General features: G+C 54.3%; 14 protein-coding genes. All 14 read left to right on the top strand.

Going from position 1 to position 19,596, the window contains the following annotated elements; genetic code table 11:
- The first annotated feature begins 45 nt into the window (after nt 1-45).
- The 14 genes from FLT43_RS15660 (at nt 46) to FLT43_RS15595 (ending at nt 17,944) form a co-directional block, all read left to right on the top strand.
- Entirely contained in the window at nt 46-573 is a 528-nt protein-coding gene (locus tag FLT43_RS15660) for an FHA domain-containing protein (protein ID WP_006677005.1), read from the top strand.
- Between the two features lie 13 nt (nt 574-586).
- Nucleotides 587-1,429, top strand: a complete 843-nt coding sequence (locus tag FLT43_RS15655) for a PP2C family protein-serine/threonine phosphatase (RefSeq protein WP_174818245.1) — start codon at nt 587-589, stop codon at nt 1,427-1,429.
- 353 nt (nt 1,430-1,782) lie between these two features.
- Entirely contained in the window at nt 1,783-3,780 is a 1,998-nt protein-coding gene (locus tag FLT43_RS15650) for a serine/threonine protein phosphatase (RefSeq protein WP_087444278.1), read from the top strand.
- 590 nt (nt 3,781-4,370) lie between these two features.
- Complete coding sequence (locus FLT43_RS15645; RefSeq protein ID WP_087444279.1) at nt 4,371-5,657, top strand: normocyte-binding protein; 1,287 nt, start codon at nt 4,371-4,373, stop codon at nt 5,655-5,657.
- Nucleotides 5,648-6,349: an iron-dependent peroxidase gene (locus FLT43_RS15640; RefSeq protein ID WP_087444280.1), complete on the top strand. Its 702-nt coding sequence runs from the start codon at nt 5,648-5,650 to the stop codon at nt 6,347-6,349. The genes FLT43_RS15645 and FLT43_RS15640 overlap by 10 nt, the downstream gene beginning before the upstream one ends.
- A gap of 403 nt (nt 6,350-6,752) precedes the next feature.
- Nucleotides 6,753-9,419, top strand: coding sequence for an Hsp70 family protein (locus FLT43_RS15635; RefSeq protein ID WP_087444281.1), 2,667 nt, complete (start codon nt 6,753-6,755; stop codon nt 9,417-9,419).
- Between the two features lie 30 nt (nt 9,420-9,449).
- Complete coding sequence (locus FLT43_RS15630; RefSeq protein WP_087444282.1) at nt 9,450-10,229, top strand: DNA and RNA helicase; 780 nt, start codon at nt 9,450-9,452, stop codon at nt 10,227-10,229.
- 37 nt (nt 10,230-10,266) lie between these two features.
- Nucleotides 10,267-10,926, top strand: a complete 660-nt coding sequence (locus FLT43_RS15625; protein ID WP_087444283.1) for a hypothetical protein — start codon at nt 10,267-10,269, stop codon at nt 10,924-10,926.
- Between the two features lie 4 nt (nt 10,927-10,930).
- Complete coding sequence (locus tag FLT43_RS15620; protein ID WP_087444284.1) at nt 10,931-12,346, top strand: contractile injection system protein, VgrG/Pvc8 family; 1,416 nt, start codon at nt 10,931-10,933, stop codon at nt 12,344-12,346.
- 22 nt (nt 12,347-12,368) lie between these two features.
- Nucleotides 12,369-13,577, top strand: a complete 1,209-nt coding sequence (locus FLT43_RS15615) for a pentapeptide repeat-containing protein (RefSeq protein WP_087444285.1) — start codon at nt 12,369-12,371, stop codon at nt 13,575-13,577.
- Nucleotides 13,574-14,092: a hypothetical protein gene (locus FLT43_RS15610; RefSeq protein ID WP_087444286.1), complete on the top strand. Its 519-nt coding sequence runs from the start codon at nt 13,574-13,576 to the stop codon at nt 14,090-14,092. The genes FLT43_RS15615 and FLT43_RS15610 overlap by 4 nt, the downstream gene beginning before the upstream one ends.
- 25 nt (nt 14,093-14,117) lie before the next feature.
- Nucleotides 14,118-14,543, top strand: a complete 426-nt coding sequence (locus FLT43_RS15605; protein ID WP_087444287.1) for a DUF4280 domain-containing protein — start codon at nt 14,118-14,120, stop codon at nt 14,541-14,543.
- Nucleotides 14,544-14,618: 75 nt separating this feature from the next.
- Entirely contained in the window at nt 14,619-17,594 is a 2,976-nt protein-coding gene (locus FLT43_RS15600) for a hypothetical protein (RefSeq protein WP_087444288.1), read from the top strand.
- Between the two features lie 11 nt (nt 17,595-17,605).
- A complete protein-coding gene (locus FLT43_RS15595; RefSeq protein ID WP_087444289.1) occupies nt 17,606-17,944 on the top strand; it encodes an Imm8 family immunity protein in 339 nt (112 codons plus the stop codon).
- Nucleotides 17,945-19,596: the final 1,652 nt, after the last annotated feature.

Below are 19,596 nucleotides of genomic sequence, written 5' to 3'. Positions count from 1 at the left end.
AAGCAATACCTCTATAAAGAATCGAGTAACGGAGGAATGAACAGGATGAGTCTGACAAGATGCGCCAACGGACACATGTTCAGCACGCGCAAGCACGGCAATATTTGCCCATATTGCAGTATCTCGGTGGAGGCGGCGCCGAGCGGCGACGCGGCGGCGAAGAAGCCGGTGCGGCCGGAAGAGGACGAGAAGACGATGCCTTATCTGGGCGAGACGACGGGCATTGACCCGGTAACGGGGTGGCTCGTCTGCATCGAAGGGCCTCAGCTCGGCCAAGATTACCGGATTCGCGCCGAGAAGAACTTCATCGGACGCTCCGAGGACATGCATATCCGCATTCTGGGCGACAATGCGATCTCGCGGCGGAACCACGCCGTCATCGTGTACGACCCGAAGAAGCGCAACTTCTATCTCCTGCCGGGCGACGCTTCCGGCCTGGCCTATCACAATAACGAAGCGGTATATACGCCGGTAGAGCTGGCCGCTTACGACGTCCTTCAGCTCGGCCGGAGCAAGTTCATCTTTATTCCGCTCTGTGGGGTCCATTTCGAGTGGGACCATAACGAAGGTTAATATGGGCATCCCGATGGAATTACAGGAATGGGTGCCGTATATCATCGTGCTGGGTGCGGCGGCGGCGATTCTGCTGCTGCTCTGGGCGCGGCGCCGCTTGCTGGCGAACGCCGCTCCCGACAAGCCGGGCGTTCCGATCGGGAACGGACAGACGATCGGCGCGCGGGACGAGCAGGATGATTATTTCTCCAGCGTAACCACCCCGCACGGCACCGCCGCCGTGCTGGCCGACGGCATTAGCGGCCTCGCCCATGGGCGTCTGGCGAGCACGATTGCCGTGACCGTGTTCATCCGGGAATTTCTGAAGCTGTCCGATATCCGGGACGTTCATGATTATTTCGCGAAGGCCGGGAAGGTCAGCAATTCGGAAATATTGCAGAGCCTGCAGGGCGCGCCCGGGGGAACGACCCTCGTCGCCGGCGTCATCGCCGGGGACTGGCTGTATTGGGCCGCCGTCGGGGACAGTGTCATCATGGTGTTCCGGGACGGGGAGTTCATCCGGATGAATGAGAAGCATACGCTGGAATCCGTGCTGCAGGAACGCTGTCTAGCAGGGGAGCTGACGAAGGAGGAAGCGATCGATCATCCTCTGCGGAAGCGGCTGATCAATTATTTGGGCTATGAGCATTTCGCCCGGATGGAGATGGGCAGCGATCCGTTCGCGCTCCGGCCCGGGGATCGGGTCATCCTGTGCAGCGACGGCGTCTACAACACGATGCCCGAGGTGGAGCTGGAGGCGATTCTGTCCCAGCCGATATCGCCGAATGATGCTGCGGAAGAGATTATCGAGGCAATCGAAGCCAAGGGATTGGCGAATCAGGACAACGCGACGATCGTCATCGTCGATCATGACTGAGTGCCAGACGGGCTGGCTAGAGCGACGCAGCCGGAGCCAGCGGGGTCGAAGCGGCTAGGGCCTGCGGCACGCCGGGAGGCGGACATTCGCTGCATTGGAAGCTGAGGGGCTGGCTAAGCTGTGGCATTCGATGTGTCGGAAGTTAAGAGGCGGGCGTCGGAAGCTCAGTGTCTGGATAGGCTGTGGAATTCGGTGTGTCGGAAGGTAAGAGGCTGCAGTATCGAGACATTCGCTGCGCCGGAATATAAGGGGCCGAAGAAGCGGTTCGATCGGCGCGTCGGGGGCATCATTCCCTTCACAGGAAGGAGAGCCTGCAGAGCTATGTGCGGAATAGGGGAAAAGCGGGGGTACGGATGAGGAAGGAGAACAGCGATTTCAAGACCAGCTTCGTGTCGGAGGCCGGTTCTTTTCTACATAACAAGGATTATTTCGCTTATGTCGAGCTCGATGATATGGCTTGCTGGGTCATCGCCGACGGCCTGGATGCGGACCGGGAGGCGGACAGCGCCGAGATGGTCGTGAAGAGCATCCTGGGGCGGTTCACCGAGAAGCCGACGATGTCTCCGCTGAGATTGAAACGGTACATGCAGGAAGCGCATGAATGGCTCAGGGAAGAGAGCCGCCGGGTGCGGCTCAAGGCGAGCCTGATCCTGGTCGTCACCGACTACGCGAAGATCGTCTGGGCGGTGGCAGGGCATGCGCGCCTGTACCATTTCCGCGGCGGGCGCCTGTTCGGGCGCAGCCAGGATCAGAGTCTGGCGCAGGCGATGGCGAATGCCGGGGAGATCTCGGACGCGGCGATCGACTATCACGCGGAGCGCCATAACCTGCTCAATTATATGGGCCGTCCCGATGGCTTCGAGCCGTTCGTCTCGAAGAAGGTGCCGCTCTCCGATAGCGATGTGCTGCTGCTGTGCACGCCGGGCCTGTGGGAAGAGGTGCACCGCCTGGAAATGCTGGATGCGCTCGAGGAAGCGAAGGAGCCGGAGGACTTCACGGATACGCTCGAGGACGTGCTGCTCAGCAAGCAGCGCGGGACGGTGAATAATTATACCGCCGTGGCCGTCTATGTGAACAAGGCGTTCAAGGAGGATCCGAAGAAGAAGTGGCGGCAGCTGAAAAAGTGGCTGATCGCGCTGGTCATCCTCGCTGTGGCGGGAGGCGGCGCCATTTACCTGTACGCGAAGGAGGTCTCGCGCAAGGCGGAGGCGGCCACGAATATGATCGAGTTCCAGCAGAACGCCGACACGTACATGAAGGAAGGCGATTATGCGAAGGCCGTGAACGAATACAGCGAGGCGAGAAATATGGCCAAGCGCTTGAAGGACCGCTATCACCGCGATCTGTTCGACAAGAAGCAGCGCTTGATGCAGCTGATGGTGGACGGAGATGGCTTTTTCAAGGAACGGGATTATGCGAAGGCGCTGGACAAATACGTCAAGGCTCAGGAGGAAGCGAAGCCGTACAAGGAGTTCAACCATAAGGAGCTTGAGGACAAAATTGAACGTACCAACCTGTATATGCAAATTATGAGCTGGGTGCAGGAAGGGGACATGAAGTTCGAGACGCAGGACTTCGTCGGTGCGCGCAGCTCGTATCAGCGGGCGCGCCGGGCGGCAATCGAGGAGGGCTTCGTCGACGGCGAGAAGGATATTCGCAAGAAGCTGGAGGATGCGGAGGAGAAGGTAACCGGGCTGAAGAAGGAGAAGCGGCTGCTCGAGGGCGATAAGCTCGAGAAAAAGGGCGATCAGCAGTTCGCCGCCCAGGACTATGTCGGGGCGATTGACGCTTATTCGGCAGCGCAGCAGATCTATCAGGAGATTGACATGCTGGAGCGGGTGCTGGGCATGGAGCGGAAGATCGACAAGGCGGTCGACAAGCTCAATCCACCGCCGCAGCCTGCCGCCGGGGCGGACGGAGCCGCGGCGGGCACGGCAGCGGCCGGTGCCGGGCAAGCCCCGCCTGCGGCGGGGGGCAATGCCGCCGGCCAGGGCAGCGCCTCCGGCGGCGGCAGCGCTGCCGCATCCGGGGCAGGGAGCCCCGCGGAGGGAAGCGCAGGCGGCGCCTCGACTGGGGGCGCGGCTGATGGTGCCGCTACCGGTAACGGTTCGGGCACGGGGACGGGCTCCAGCACGAGTTCCGGCGCGAACTCGAGCGCGAGCTCGGGTGCTGGTTCAGGGACGAACTCGGGTGCGAACTCGGATTCTGGTTCCGGCACGAACCCCGGCACTGGATCTGGCGCCAACTCCGGTGCGGGATCTGGCACGAGCTCCGGTGCGGGATCTGGGACGGGCTCTGGTGAGAACTCGGGTACGAACTCGGGAGAAGGGGAATCTGCCCCAACGCAGTAATGAGGTATGCCAGGGCTAAGAATTCCTGCATACGTGCAGGAATTCCGCCGCAACATGTGCCGAAAAGCGGAAATTGCTGCAAAACTACATCAATTTTGCCCATAGCGGGCGAAATCTGAGGCTAAGGCGGCCAAAAAGCTGCATATTTGCAGGATTGATGCGGAGCGCACAGTGTTCAGTAAACAAAACTGTAATTTTGCAGGATTTTCTGCCGGGATGTGTGCCGGAGATGCGAAGTAACGCATTGCGTCCGCGTCCGAAGCATACCTGTCCACGGCACATCGGGTCGGGGCGGGCAGCGGCACTGCGGGATTCGCATGCAGGTGTTCCTGCGGATACCTCCGTCGCAGTCCTCGCCATCGGGGGCTTTCTGCGGACTTCCGCAGCAGGCCTCACCATCGGCGGGCTCCATGGACGGACACTTCCGCGGCAGGCATTCCCCGCCGGGGGGCACTGCCAAGCCGGGTCACGGGCGCTCCGGCAGGTAGCCATGCCAGACCGCACCGGGCGGGCACTACAGTAGCGGCAGACGAAGGGGATCATGCCCGCGGGCCGGGCAAGCTGAGGAGAAGGAGGAGCCAATCATCGCCATGAAGGATATCATTTCCGATCGGTTAAGCAAAATGGAGGATCTGGAGCAGCGCAAGCAGCTGAAGCAGCTGATGACCGGGTTGTTCCTCAATCTGGTGGAGTATCAGGAAGAGATGAACCGGAAGATGGAGCGCAAAGTGTTCGACGAGGTGGAGGACGGCGAAGAGAAGCATGATGTCTTCGTCTCGCTGTGCCGCCGCGATGAGCTGGACCCGATTCACGACTTCCTGCATCCGATGCTGCCGGAGGACGCGGCGCCGAAGCTGATCGACATGAGCCAGCTGCTGGATCATATGCAGCGGAAGGAAGAGGCGCTGCTGTTCACGCTCTTCCTGGAATGCGATTATGCAGCGCTGCGGGGGTTGCTGGAAGGGGAGCGAACGTTCCGCGGGGAGATGATCACGTCCGGCGGACGTTACCCGATCTCGGCCCGGCTCGTGCAGAGCCGGCGCTATATTGAAGAGATCGAGAAGCTGTACCACGTGTTCCAGCAAAATAATGTGCCGTGGAAGACGGTCAATCATCCGTACGCCTACAAGTTCGTCGACGTGCTGCTGACGCATTGCGACGCCGCGCCGCAGGAGGATGAGGAGATCAGCGAGATTTCGGTCGATCTCGAGGAATACGAGCCGTATAAGCGGGTCGATGTCGTTCCGATCTGGAATATCGAGCGGCTGGCCATCAAGAACAGCGGCTTCCCGGTTCCCGCCTCGGATCGGATCAACTACGAGCATGTCCTCTCGCTGCATAAGACGGGCAGCGAGCACGGCTATCTGGTGGAGGGCGACGAGGAGAACATTCGCTACATCAAGCGCTCGCGGGATGAACTGACCATCGTGTCGCCGCAGGAGAAAGCAGGCATCTGGAGCGTCCTGAAAATCGCCCAGCCCGTTGCCGCCCGCCTCGGCAGCCTGAGCTATCCGCTCGTCTCCAACCGGAGAACGGACGGCTTTATCGGGAAATACGCGCGCCGGCAGGGGCAGATTGTGCGGGCGACGGGGGAGATCATTCGCATCGTGCATGCGTTCGATGCGGCTGGCCTGCTTGAGCTGGAGCGGGTCGATATCCGCGATCGGAGCGATGGCTTGCTGCAGACGTACGAGATGAATCCGTTCGTCAGCGACAATGTCCGCACGGAACGGGACAAAAAGGTGATGCGGCTCGCCTTCCGGGCTCGCCAGGCGGAAGAGAACGAGCGCTTCCTTTTACAGGATCAGATGAGCTTCCTCGTGTCGGAAGTGCAGATGTTTTTTCCGGAATACAAGTGTGAAGGGGAATGGGCGTGAATTATATATGGGATCTGGTCATCCAGGCGGAACAAGCCGGCATTGAGGCGAAGGATATCCGGTTCGCTCCCGCCCGCGTCTACTCGCCCTATATGGAGCTCAGCCTCCAGGATCTCAACACGAGCGCGCTGCAGCATCTGGAGAAGGTCGAGGTCAATCCGTACTACCGCTTCTACGACCTGTTCAAGGACCTGTTCGATATTAACAACGAAGAGGATACCGAGCTGCGTCATGCGCTGTTCGATATCATCCTGCACTTCCTGACTGGAATTGACCGCTACCAGGGGATGAACCGGCGCGAGTACTACATCCGGTTCGTGCTGCGCGATATGGCGGAGGGACGGTTCGGCCCCCGCGTGAGCGAAGCGATCCCGCTGTTCACCCGCGATGAGCAGGAAGCGGTCGCGTGCAATGTGCTGCGTCTGTATGAGACGGGCGAAGCCGTCTATTTGCTGCGGGATACGATGCGGCGCATTTTCCGCCGTTCGACCATTTACGTGAATTGCGAGGATAAGGACGAGCTGCTCATCTATGTGGGGCATGAAAAGTCGGAGGCGGTCCGGGCGAAGGTGGAGCTGATTACGGATCTGTTCCTGCCGGCGCGCTTCCATACGGAAGTGTATTGGCGCGATCACTTCGGCATTATCGAGGTGGACGACACGATGCAGTTGGGGCGGATTGCTCTGTATTAGCCCGGGAGGCTGCTCTCTAAGCGGACTGCTCGGGAGTGGCGGATGCTTGATCCTGTAGTAGCAGATTGTCCAGCAGGGGCGGATTGCCCTGTAAGTGGCAAGTGCCCGGTGCCCTGTAGTGGCAGATTGCCCGCTGCCCTGCAGTGGCGGATTGCAGGAGCAGACTGTCCTGTAGCGGCAGATTTTCCTGTAGTAGCAGGAGTAGCAGACTGCCCAGGGTTAGCGTGGTTTTTTCAAAAAAATGAAATGGCATTGTTACGTTATGCACGGGTTTACGTTATTTATGTTCGTTAGGCAAGTTAAGTACGTTAAGCTATCGGTTCATCGCCATGGTTACAAGCAAGGATGGGCCGTTCACGATAGGGCAGGTCACGAAGTTGACAGCCGGAGGGAGAGGTAACTTATGGCCGGATACTCGTACAAGCTGTATACGCAGCCGGGACGCCGGGAGGATGCCCGGAAGCGGGCGCAATATCACCGGGAGGAACTGTTGGAGATGACGACGTTCCAGCTCCGGAACATATGCCAGCGGGAGAAGCTGATCGAGGGGCTGATCCACACGCTGGATCGGGATGAATTGATCGCGACCATCATGAAATACCGGGGCGCAGACGAGAGTCTGCTCATCACTGGCGTCCGGCCGGGCGGATTCGATCGGGTCGAGGCGGTCATGAAAAAGTACCTGGGCACGCCGCTGACCGATACCGGAGGCATCCGGATTCCGGCGAAGATTACGCTGTACTCCGGCTTGAAGCTGGATCAGTTCGACGGCTACCATGTCGAGGCGGGGGAGGAGATCGCCGAATCGAATGTGCTGCTCGTCAATGAAAATCTGGAGCTGTGCGCCATTCTCAATCTGGTGAAGGACGGTTCGGCGCGGGGAAGCTTTTATTTGGCGATGGCCGAGGAGGCCGAGGTGAAGAAGACGGCGAACCGTCAGTACAGCCTGCTCTTCTTCCCGCGGACGGTGTCCGAGTACGTGTACCGCACGTATTACCGCGATACGCCGCTCCCGCCGGCTCATTTGTATTATTACAAAATTCCGGTCACCGATCTGGACATCCGCGAGCTGGAGGAGACCGATGCCGTCCTGGCGATCGATTTCGGCACCTCGAATACGACGGCCGGAGCGTATTTGGACAGCGGCTACATCACTTCGCCCAACACGAACGATGTGCTGAGCGGGCGCATTCGCCTCGATCGTATCAACTATGTCGCGTTCCCCGAGACGACGTCTGCAGATGCGGATTGGATCGAGGTGCTTCCGACCGTCATCGGCGTCGCCGATTGCTCCGATCCGGAGCGCATCCGTTATCATTTCGGATACGATGCGCTGCGGGACCGGAAAAGGAACGGCTACAGCGGCAACGCCACCGTCTTCCACGGCATGAAGCGGTGGGTGAACAACTACAAGAAGCGGGAAGATGTGATGGATGCGCAGGGGAACGCGGCATCCGTGTCCCGGCAGGAGCTGATCCGGGCTTATACGCTCCATGTCATCCGCATGGCGGAGCATCAGTTCAAATGCCGCTTTCGGCATCTCCATCTGTCGGGCCCGGTGAAGCTGAAGAAGCAGTTCATCGAGATGTTCGCCGACATTTTGCCGGAATACCGGATCGAGTCTGACGATGCCCTCGACGAAGGGCTGGCGGTGCTGTACAACACGATTGCCAATCAGATGGAGCAGCAGCGTTTCCTCGACGGAGAGGAATACAAGGCCTTGGTCATCGACTGCGGCGGAGGGACCACCGATCTGTCTTCCTGCCGTTTCCGCATCGAGGACAGCCACATCGCCTACAAGCTGGACATCCATACGTCCTATGAAAATGGGGATACGAACTTCGGCGGCAACAACATTACGTACCGGATCATGCAATTCATGAAAATCGTCTTCGCCGGGTATTACCGCAGCGGCGGAGCCTTGGCCGGAACGGTGCCGGACATTGATTCGCTGATCGACATCCCGGCGGCCGACCTGTACCGCCATGTGGATGAATTCGGGGCGGCAGCGGTCTATGCGGCGTTCGATGCCGCTTACCGCGAGACGGAGGCCGTCATTCCGACCCGGTTCAAGGAATATGAGCACCGCTCTCGGGATGAGTATCAGCGCGTGCGGAACAATTTCTACGTCCTGTGGGAGATGGCGGACGGGATGAAGAAGGAATTTTTCCGCCGGACAGGGATTCTGCGGAGCCGCTTCGATTCCGGCCGCGGCGGCCGGGCGGAGGATGATCTGCATCTGACGGTCCTGGATCGGTGGTGCCTGTCGCTGTGGGAGAACGGGCAATTCCGGGACATGCATGAGCCGCCGGATGTCGTATTCAATATTCAGGAGATCAACCATCTCATTCGGGCCGACATCTATGCGATCGTGCATAAGTTCCTGGACGAGTTTTTCCGCGACGGCCGGCTGCAGGATTATTCCATCATCAAGCTGACCGGACAATCGTGCCGGATCGACGTGTTCCGTGAAGCGCTGAAGGAGTTCGTGCCCGGGCGGGCGATCGAGTTCCGGCAGAAGGCGGATGATTCCGGCAGGGTGCCGGAGCTGAAGCTGGCCTGCCTGCGCGGCGCGCTGCGCTACCTGAGCGCCCGGAAGGCGGGGCTGATCGAAGCGCGGCTTACGAATCAGGCCCCGATCGTGCCGTACTCGGTCAGCGCCCTGACCCATACGGGGCAGGAGAAGGTGCTGATCGCGAGCTACGAACGGCTGGATCAGGCGCGCGGCTCGATCTCGCGGCCGCTGGGCGCGCATGAGATCGAGTTCAACATCCGCAACGCGGACGGCCAGCTGCGCTATCTCGCGGTGTACGCCAATGATTTCACGGCGTACCGCCCGGTGCGGTACGAGGAGATCGCCGCGGAATACGGCGATCGGATTCCGCAGGATGACACGGACTCGATCGCCAACGGCGAGGCCAAATGGTTCGTCTTCGCCGGCGACGGCAGCTGGGGCTTCGACACCGTGCCGGTCGCGCGGCTGAACGAGCAGCTCTATATCGGCACGAAGCAATTCTATGCCTTCGAGAATGATCTGTCGGAGCTGGATTTCTTCGACGGCTTGAAATAATCGAGACAGAACGGAAAGGAGGGCTGCGCCTTGTTCAAACATCAGGTGCCGCATTTCCATCGGGGCCGGATTCTGAAGACGGACATGCTGGAGAATCTGCGGGACTTCCCGCGGCAATTCGTCGACATCGCCTATCAGTCCTATTCGACCGGGGTGCTGGCCGGGACCGAGGTTCAGGTTGGCCCCCGCAGCCTGACGGTCGGCAAAGGCATCGTCAAGCACGGAGGCCTCATCTATATGCTGGAGCAGGAGCAGGAGCTGCCCTATCGCTCGACCGGGAGGGAGACCGTGCTCAAGATCCGGTTCCATGCGGAGCAGCCGTCGAGCGACTTCACGACGCTCCCGGGGGAGATTGTGCTGGATGAGGATACGGCCGAGGTGAAGGCGAACGAGCTGGAGCTCGGCCGCTTCAAGCTGAAGGAAGGCGCGCGGCTGCGGGACGATTACCAGAGCTTCACCGACCTGTCTACCGAGTTCAACACGCTGAATGTCATCCATGTGCCACATGCGGGCATCGGGCAGAGCACCTTGTCGCCCTTCATCCTGCGGTACTTCGCGCAGGAGCTGCTGAAGACCCGCATCGAGCATGCGCATGACGCTGCCTTCGCCATGCTGTGCCTGAATGGCGGCGCGGTGGAGCGGGACGTTATCCAGTACTACCTGGGCCAGCGGCTCGGCACCGGTTACCGCGAGCTGACCAACGAGCGGCTCTACGCCGGCCTGCGCCGGGTGCTGAGCGAAGCCGGCAGCGGCCGGGCGATGGCGCCGGACATGCGCCCCGGCGGGCGGCAGCGGGTGATTGTGGATTGAACCATGTTTTGAATTATACAGCCAGGAGGGGTGCATCGTGGAGCATATCGATGAGAAGATCATCACGATGATGAAAGAACTCGAAGCAGAGAGGGGCGATTTGACCGCTGAAGAAGAGGAAAAACCTCCGGTGGATACAGCAGAGATCAGCGAGGAGGCCTTGATTGACGTGAGTCAGCCGCTCGTGCGAATTGGTGATGAACTTGTGCCTTTTTTCCTTATCGAATTGATCAAGGGTACGCTTTATGCGCCTTTGCCAAGAACCTTCCGCATGCTGACGAAGCAGGAGGCCAGTATCAAATATCCTTCTGAACATCGGCCTTCCCTGATTTATTCGACCGATACCGGAACGGTCTGCCTGGCATTTCAGTACACCTCCGACCCTGTTCCCAATCGGGATATTGAATTTTTCACAGACACAATGATGCATGTCCTGCGATCTGTACAGCCAGTTCGCTCCTGGATAGGACAAGGCATGACGGCAACCAATCAAGGCAAGCCTGCGGGGTATTGCGAGTTCATTACAGGTTCATTGGATGGCAACTTGTATCATTACATGCTATTCACCGAACTGAACGGGAGAGCATTATTATGTTCCTTCAACTGCTCAGAGGCCGAGTCGAAGATATGGAAGCCGGCAGGGAAGAGCATATTGAAGGCCATTCAAGTGGAAGAGGAACAAAAAAGGGGGGGCTAGAGGAATGAGCTTAACTTATGACAACCTAAAAATTTATCCATATGAGTTAGTTCGCCTAAGCGATCTGTCCATGAAGAAGCAGATCAATGAGCATACCCGGTTACGCTTCACTGGAATTGTCTCTGAGGAGAAGAAGGGCAGCTATGTGGAGATGACAGAGGCGAATACTCCCGTCGAGCTGTATCAAGTGGATGAGGACGGCGGAAGCAAGCCGTTGTTCCGCGGGATGGCCCTCTCTATTGAGATAAATGTGATACGGGGCGTCTATTATGTGGAAGTGGAAGCCGTCTCCCATACTTATTTGATGGATGTCAAGCGGAAAACTCGATCCTTTCAAAATGTGCACATTACGATTCCAGAGATGCTGAATGCGATCGGCGAGGACTATCCCGGCCTTGATGTGATAGATGAAGCGACAGGAGGAGCCAAGCTGAGCCGGTTCGCCCTCCAGTACAATGAGACCGATTGGGAGTTTTTGAGGAGAATGGCCTCCCGGTATCATACGAGCCTTATGCCGGCTTCACAATTTGATAAGCCCAAATTTTATTTTGGCATCTTTGAGGGCGACGCTGCCGTCCGCATGGATCAGGGCAATTATACGGTCAGGAAGCGTGTAGAGCCTTTCCGTTATTTTACGGAGAATGAGATGGCGAAGGTGAACGAAGATGACTTTATCACTTATGAGATTGAGACCGACAGGGTGCTTGAATTGGGAAGCCATGTTTTTTTCAAGGGCAAAAGTTTATTCGTATGCGAAGCGTACACGGCAATGACGGATGGCATTGTCCAGCATCATTATGTGCTCTGTCCTCATAAAGGGCTGCGGCAGAAGGCATATGATAACGAAAATATGATTGGCGCCTCGATTCATGGGCGGGTTATCGGTGTAGCTGGGGACAAGGTAAAAGTTCATTTCGAATTCGATCCGGAACAGAACATAGAGGAGGCGCGCTGGTTCCGTTATTCCTCCATGTATACGGCTGAAGGAAGCACCGGTTGGTATGTCATGCCCGAGATGGGAGACCCGGTAACGGTATATTTTCCTGGCAGCAAGGAGGAAGAAGGCATTGCGGGCGGTGCCGCGAGGCAACAGACCCGAACCGGGGAAAACGATAAACTAAATAACCCGGAAGTCAAAATATTTCGGACTCCCTATGGGAAGGAAATTATGCTGGCTCCTGACGAGGTGGTCATTACAGGTAAAGAGGGAGCCATTTACATTCGGCTGAATGAGCAAGAGGGCATTCACATTGCCAGCAGTAAAAATATCAGCATTACAGCGGACGGAGATATTACGATGAACGCTGCGAAGAAAGTGGTACTATCTGCCGGAAGCGAGATGAACCTTAGCTGCAAGGGAAGCCAGCTCCATCTGGGCGGACATGCAAGCCTGACAGGCGCCACTGTCAACTCCAACTGAGCGGCTGAGGGGAGGGAGCGTTGTGAGCAGAGAGGAAGCATTGGCGCATTTCAGAGAGCAGGCAGTACCCTTGGCACGGCAGAAAGTGCTTCGTGAGTTCATGGATTGCTGGAAGGAAGAGAAGACGGCATGGATGAGAGAATTCGTCCATTCTTTTCAGGAACTGTGTATGTCTATCCGCATGAAGCAGCTTGCAGGAGAGAAAGGACGTATTGGATTTATTACGTACTCCATGCTAAGGACCGATATTGCGCATGACCGTGCCAGTTATCTTGTCCAAGCGTCTGACGCCTCGTGGTTGTTCGATTCCCGCCCGGTTGAGGACACCTATGATGCCTCCTGGGTTTTTTGTTATTTGGACCGCCTCATGGATGAACTGACACGGGCGGCTACCGGCTATTCCGGAGCGGTCACCTTGCCGCAGCTTGATCGGATACGGCTTCTGGAAGCGGAGCATTTCCATCGCTTTGTTGTGAATCTGATCCGTCTCTCTATGATGGAGGCGGCTGCTCTGCTTGAGTTCAAGGAGCTGAAGAAGGAAGCGGTGTTTGAGGTGCGCGTCGGAGAATATCTCTCCCATAGCGAATGTGTATTCCGATTGGATGAGCGGGAGCGGGACTCGGAGGAAGTGAGAGCTTGGCTTCAGGAGAAGAATGATTCGGCTGCGTATACATATGAGGATTTTTATGGATTTGATTTATCAAGCGGTGACTATCATGCGCTTGATTTTCGCTATAGCTCGTTCCGGAACTGCGATCTGAAGAGAAGCCGATTGGGTGAAGGGTTTCTGCTGGGTACGGTTTGGAATGACTGCCAATTGGACAGCGCCGATTTTTCATACAGTCTCGTCCAAGGGGCCAAATATAGCGGAAGCTCCATGAAGGCCTCAATCTTTCGCAATGTGCAGGGGAAAGCGGGCATGCCGGTACCGGATTGGGCGCCTCCCTGTGTGGAAGGCGTCCGTTTTACGGACTGTGACTTGGCGGAAGCCGATTTTACAAGGGCTAAATTGGATGGCGCCGTCTTTGTGAGGACCTGTTTGCGGGGAGCCAACTTCCGTGGAGCCAGTCTTCAAGGTGTCCGGTTCCAGAAGTCGGATCTGACAAATGCGGATTTCCGTGAGGCCAATTTGACAGATACGGATTTCTCCGATTCATGTCTTGACGGTGCAATATTTCCGGAACGAGAGGCTTGTCTGTCACTGTCTCAAGGAAAGGGGAGTCCATCATGAACCGGTACTTCAAGCTTGCTGAGGACGGTCGGATTGAGGGACGTGCTGTTCCGGTCGGTTTGTCAAATTCCCTCTTCCAGTTGCCGGAGAATGGAAAGACTGAGGGGGATTCATCCTCTCTGTCCTTTCCGATTCGAGAGCAGGAACATGTGGAATACGTGGATTTTTTAGAACGGCCATTGCCGTTAGTTTCGGATACATTCAAGCAATTGCTTGAGAAGTATATGCCTGATATGCACTGGAATCTAGTCATGCTGACTGATGTCAGACGGGTGCATCAAGAAGTGTACTGGAACGCCTGTCCGCCCCGAACTCGCTGTCTCTCTACCCGAAGCGAATATTTCAAGGACGGGGCATTGAAACGGCTCGTGCTAGAAGGCAACAAAACATACGAACCGTTTTTCCAGGTGGATGGCGTGCGCGAAACGATATGGATTGTGAACTTGGCTGTGGCCGAGAGCATGCTGAGAAGGGACTTTTACGGAATTCGCCTTGAAGAAGTGGAAAGGGATTAAGCCATGAGAAAGGGGTGTGCGATAAATGAGCAAACCACAGGAAATTCGCATCGAACCGGGCAAAGGCGCCAAAGAAAGCTATGTCGTGGCAGGAGCGATTATTAGCTGCAGTTACGGGACTCAGCCGGGACGGCTTAAGATGCTGCAAAGCCATGGCACCTATCTCAAAGGCAAGGCTCAGTTGAATACGGGAGACTTCGTGCCCGGGATTAACATACCTTCCTTCGGCAACTGCTTCAGTCCGCTCAATCCAGCCGTACAGGCCAGCAATATGGTGGATATCTATGGCGTTAAGAAAGCGCCTTGTGTTCCTGTAGTGACGATTCCCTGGGCTAATGGAAAAGGAGATGTGTTGGTAGATGGGAAACCGGCCCTGCTAAGCCGTTGCACCCATCAATGCCTGTATTGCGGAACGATTCGGATCGAGAACGATGGGCAGGACCTGGATTGATGGATAAGCGGGCAAGCGGCAGGAGCTCAATGCGCTGCCGTAGCGCGTCTGCTACTATCCGGGGAGGAGGAGAAGATGAATCAGACGGGGGAGTTTATAGACTTAGCAGGGTATCATAATGTGCGCCTCTTATGGAAATACGGAGTACAGCAAATTACGGACCTGCGAATCGAGCAGCGGGTTAATCATCATGCCCGAATGGTGCTAAGCGGCATCCTGAGTGAGGAACAAGGAGAGCGGGTGATTGATTCATCGGATGCGGGCGAATCCGTCACGGTGCATCAGATCACGGATGACGGCAGTGTCCTGCGGACATTGTTCCAGGGACAACTGCTCACTCGAACAGTCCGTATAGTCCGTGGCATATTTTATGTAACCTTGGAAGCGGTCTCGTGGACGTATGAACTGGATGTGCAAATCAAGAGGCGTTCCTTTCATCCAGCCGATGTATCTTACGAGGAACTGATCGAGCGTGTAATCGAGAATTACAAGGGAGCAGATGTGATTGACACTTCAAGTGAAGCCACACCGTTAGAAGCCTTCACATTGCAATTCAAGGAGACAGACTGGGCTTTTCTTAAGCGAATGGCTTCCCGGTTCGGGACGGTCTTAGTACCTGAAGTTACGGCAAACGCTCCAAAGTTCTTTTTTGGACTCCCTGAGGGAAGGCTACGGGAGCTGGATCGCCATATTCCTTATCGGAGAAAAAAGATTTTGCATGGGCAGGAAGGGTTGAACGGGAGCCCTGGTATCGGGGAGAACATGATCACTCCGGTAACAATATATTCGATTGAACTGGAATATTATTGTTCATTGGGTGACCGTCTACGCCTCCCAGACGGCGCGCTAACGGTAGTGATCGAGGCGGTAAGTGAAATGAAACAAGGGTTGCTTCTTCATACATATCAATTATGCTTGGAGGAGAACGCCGTCTGGTCTCGCCAAGAGAATTCGCTTGCCGCAGGCGCTGTCATGGGAGCTGCCGTATGCGGGGTAGAGCGAGATCGCGTCCAACTTAAGCTTGATCTCGACGAAAAGCATGATACTACAACAGATGGCTGCTGGTTCCCTTATATGACAACCTACGTTGCAGAAGGACACACAGGGTGGTACAGCATGCCTGATCTAGGGGAGCACGTTCAGTTGTACCTGCCTTCCGCGAGAGAAGCGGAAGCGGTCGTTCGCGGAGCACTGCGCAGTCGGGATCCGGGTCGGAAGCCGGAAGCGAAAGCTTGGCATAACAAACAAGGCAACGGGTTCGATCTGGTGGCCAACGAACTTCGTCTGCATGCGGGAAGAGGCATGGTCATTCAGCTCGATGAACAGAGCGGAGTGAAGATCCGTAGTTCGGGAAGCATTGCCATCCGCGGCGGCAGCTTCTCCGCTCAAGCAGGCGAGCGGTGGAACATGGAAGCTGGCGAAGCGATCTATTTACGAGGCGGGGAGAGCAGTCTGGTTCTGGATGGGGAGTCGGATCTGCGCTCCGGCCTTCTTACCCAAGAAGGAAGCGTCAAAGCGCCAGTGCATGTCACCGATCTGGAACCGGTGCCTGAACCCCCGTTGATGACGGTAGAGGCTTATACGGCTGCACAGGAAGCGAAGTCTCAGGCGTCTAGTGCATCTTCTGACAACCGGGCCCAGATAGGACAAATGATGTCCGCTGCGCTGAGTGTTCTGGGAATGATCCCGATTGTGGGTACCATCGGCCGCTTGGCGCAGAGCGCTCTAGGCACGCTTGCAATGATGCCCGTTGCTTCCGCCCACACAGGCCCTGGTATTATGAATGGAATCATCAAGGCCTTGTATGATTCGACGCATTGGACGGATGAAGAGAAGGAATTGAGGCGTCAAATGTACGGGGAATTATCGTACTTGCTGGGGAAAGTTTTTACTGGCGCCAAAGGTCTAAGAGAACCGCAAACGAAAGAGAAGCTCGTGAATTTTCTCATTCATTTCAGCCGGTCCGTGGAAATTGGCGCAAGCCGAATCCCCGACGAGGTATGGGAAACGAATAACAGATTGAATCGGTTGATCGAGCGGTTTCAAGCCATTGATACTCTGCACCTCCCGAACCAGCTTCGGAAGCAGGGGATGAGGGACATCCTATTTGGCAGAATCACCGACCCTGAGCATTATAATGCCTGGGAAGACAATAGGTTGTCTTTAGAAGATAAAATAATGATAGCGAATGGCCTTGAGGAACAGTTCCATGATGAACCGAATGTCAGACGATTGAACTTCTTCTTTGTCCGAGAGCGCACGACGTACGATATTCCGCCGGGATTCAAAATAGGAATGCCCAAATTTATCAAAAGTGCAATAAGTCCATTGAAAGTAGTCAATGGGAAGCTAAAAGTGTGGACAGGAGATAAGTTTTTTGAGTATAAAGTTGGCCAAAAAATGGTCAAAGAAAGCTTCAAGAATGGGATTCAAGGGCTAAGAGAGTCTCTTGAAAACATGGCAGATAATAATAAGTTTGGTTTGAAGGTGGCCCCTGCTGGTGGTTATATATATTCACGTCAGGGTACAGTTAAACAACCATCTGGGCTGACGAAGAACCAGAAGAATTACTGGAATGTTATGGAGAGTACTTCAGGGAAGGGGTCACAAGGAAAGGGACAAACTGAGGGTGCGGGTTCTCATCCATTCCAAAATAGTAAATATGCTGATGAAATCGCAATTAATGGTCATCAAAAGACACCATCGCAAATATTACTAGGGGCCAAAGAAGGAAAAGGGATGACTAATATCGGGTATGGAGATTCTAAAACAGCAATTGAAGCAGGGAAAGCATGGGTTGGTAATGGCTTTAAGGAAATTAGAGATAAAAAAACAGGCGATTTACTTGGTTTTTCTAGTGAAGATGGATTAAGAGCTTTTAGGTTACAATATAAACCTAGAGATGGGGTCTGGAAAGCAAACTATCAAGAAAATACAAGAGTGACTAACTCGCTAAGAAACGGTAAAATAGAAACTCTCGAAATAAGGAATGCTCACATATGGATTACAGATTTAAAAGATCCATCATCAAAATGGTCTTATAATAAATAGGGGTGAAAACGATGATAAATGCTGAAATAAAAGCCATCCATATTTTTTCTGAGGATTGGGGAGACGAACCAGAAGATTTTTGTGTGAAGTTAGAGGCTGATATAGGTATTGAGGGTATAAACGGTTCTGAAATATATAAATTTACCATTATAAGTCCCAAGTACTTAGGTAAATTGTTAACAGGAAATGAGATAAAAGTTGGAAGAGGCCTCCTTATTACAAATGATTTTAATATTAATAAAGCAGAACATGAAATTGAAAAAATAATTAAAGCTTGCTCTAGCGATTCTTGGGAAAAGACTAGCCTGTTATTAAGTCGTTTTGCCCAATGGGAGTACGATTACGAGTAATGTTGACTCTATAAACAGTTTTTATAAATTTTATATACATCTTACCAATATCAATTTGTACGACTATAAACATGAAAATCACTTGAACCTATCAAAACGCTTATTCCAAACTTAAACCATAAGTATGGAATGAGCTTTTTTTGCGTACCCGAAATTAAAGGAGTTGATGGCAAAAACAGAATATAATGCGACTCATGGGCGGTTAGAATGTCAATCAATAGCGGTGACTATATGACACCAAGGAGAATAAGAATACGAAACTTTTATAAATATCAGTTAGAGAAATCCAATGGTACTTAGGGAGTGATTTCTTGCTAGACTCAGCTCTACTAAAGACACTTATAAAAGAACGTTCTGAACTTGCTTGAACCAAACGATCCAAAAGTAAAAGAATACTTGGAAAGGATGACGGAGTTCTGAGTGTTAACATTTTAGAACCCATTGTATTTTGATATGTTCTCCACCATTCAGAGCTAGATTACAAGGAGCTAATTTTTACAAAGGAAGTGTCATACGCTGAGCCCCCTGTTGGGCGAAAGGGCATATATCCCACTTTATCCAGGATGAGAAGGTCTACCTTTCTCAGTTTCTCCCGAAATCGGCTCACCGTGCCTGCCGAAAACTTCTTCTGAAAGATCGCCACCAGGCCGGAAGCGAAAGCTTGGCATAACAAACAAGGCAACGGGTTTGATCTGGCGCCCAACGAACTGCGTCTGCATGCGGGAAGCGTCATTCGGCTCGATGAACAGAGCGGAGTGAAGATCCATAGTTCGGGAAGCATTGCCATCCGCGACGGCAGCTTCTCTGCTCGTGCAGGCCAGCGGCATTTTTACTCTGCACCTCCCGAACCAGCTTCGGAAAAACGAAATGTGGGCCATCTTGGGAGCGGGGAAGATTTACAACCCTGAACATTATAATGCATGGGAAGACGATAGGTTGTCTTTAGAAGATAAAATAATGATAGCGAATGGCCTTGAGGAACAGTTCAAGTCCGTAACCGAAGCTGAGGTTCTGCATTATTTTATATCAGGGAAAATATTGATTATGGACCGGCATTGATAGGAACCATTCCTCAAATCAAATTGCCGAAAGGTGTTAACAGGACGATCGATAAGCTTAAAGTTGAACTGAGAACAGGGCTTGGAAAAAAGGTTACCAACCTACGTCAACACTTATCTAAAGAAAGCTTCAAAAACGGGATTTAGGGACTAAAAGAGGCACTTCAAAGTATAGGTAAGAAGATGAAGGTTGGCCCTGAGCTTGCAGCTGCAGGCGCTGACATGGATATATAGAGACTAGGGTTACAAAACCTATGAAAGAAGACAGGAACCCAAGAGAACTACCTGAATGTTATGGAGAGCAATTCAGGAAAGGCACCACAGGGTAAGGGTAAATCTGGGGGGACGCCAAAAGCTCCTAAATTGGCTGAGTCCAATAATCCTAAAGTTTTTCTTGATGCAGCGCTAAAGCGACAAGGATTAGAGAATACCCCTAGTAGATTAAAGGAATCTTGGACTGAGGGCGACTACAAATATGAAGTCAGAATTCATGAAGCGAACCCCGAGTATGGAAAACCGATAGCATATATAGAGTAAGTAGGCAAAGGGTAAACATCCCGGATGGTCAACAAGGAACAGGGGTTGAGTATATGG

This window comes from Paenibacillus thiaminolyticus (genome assembly GCF_007066085.1).
Classification (GTDB): domain Bacteria; phylum Bacillota; class Bacilli; order Paenibacillales; family Paenibacillaceae; genus Paenibacillus_B; species Paenibacillus_B thiaminolyticus.
The sequence above is the reverse complement of the archived record's forward strand: the minus strand, read 5'-3'. Positions and strand labels throughout refer to the sequence as shown.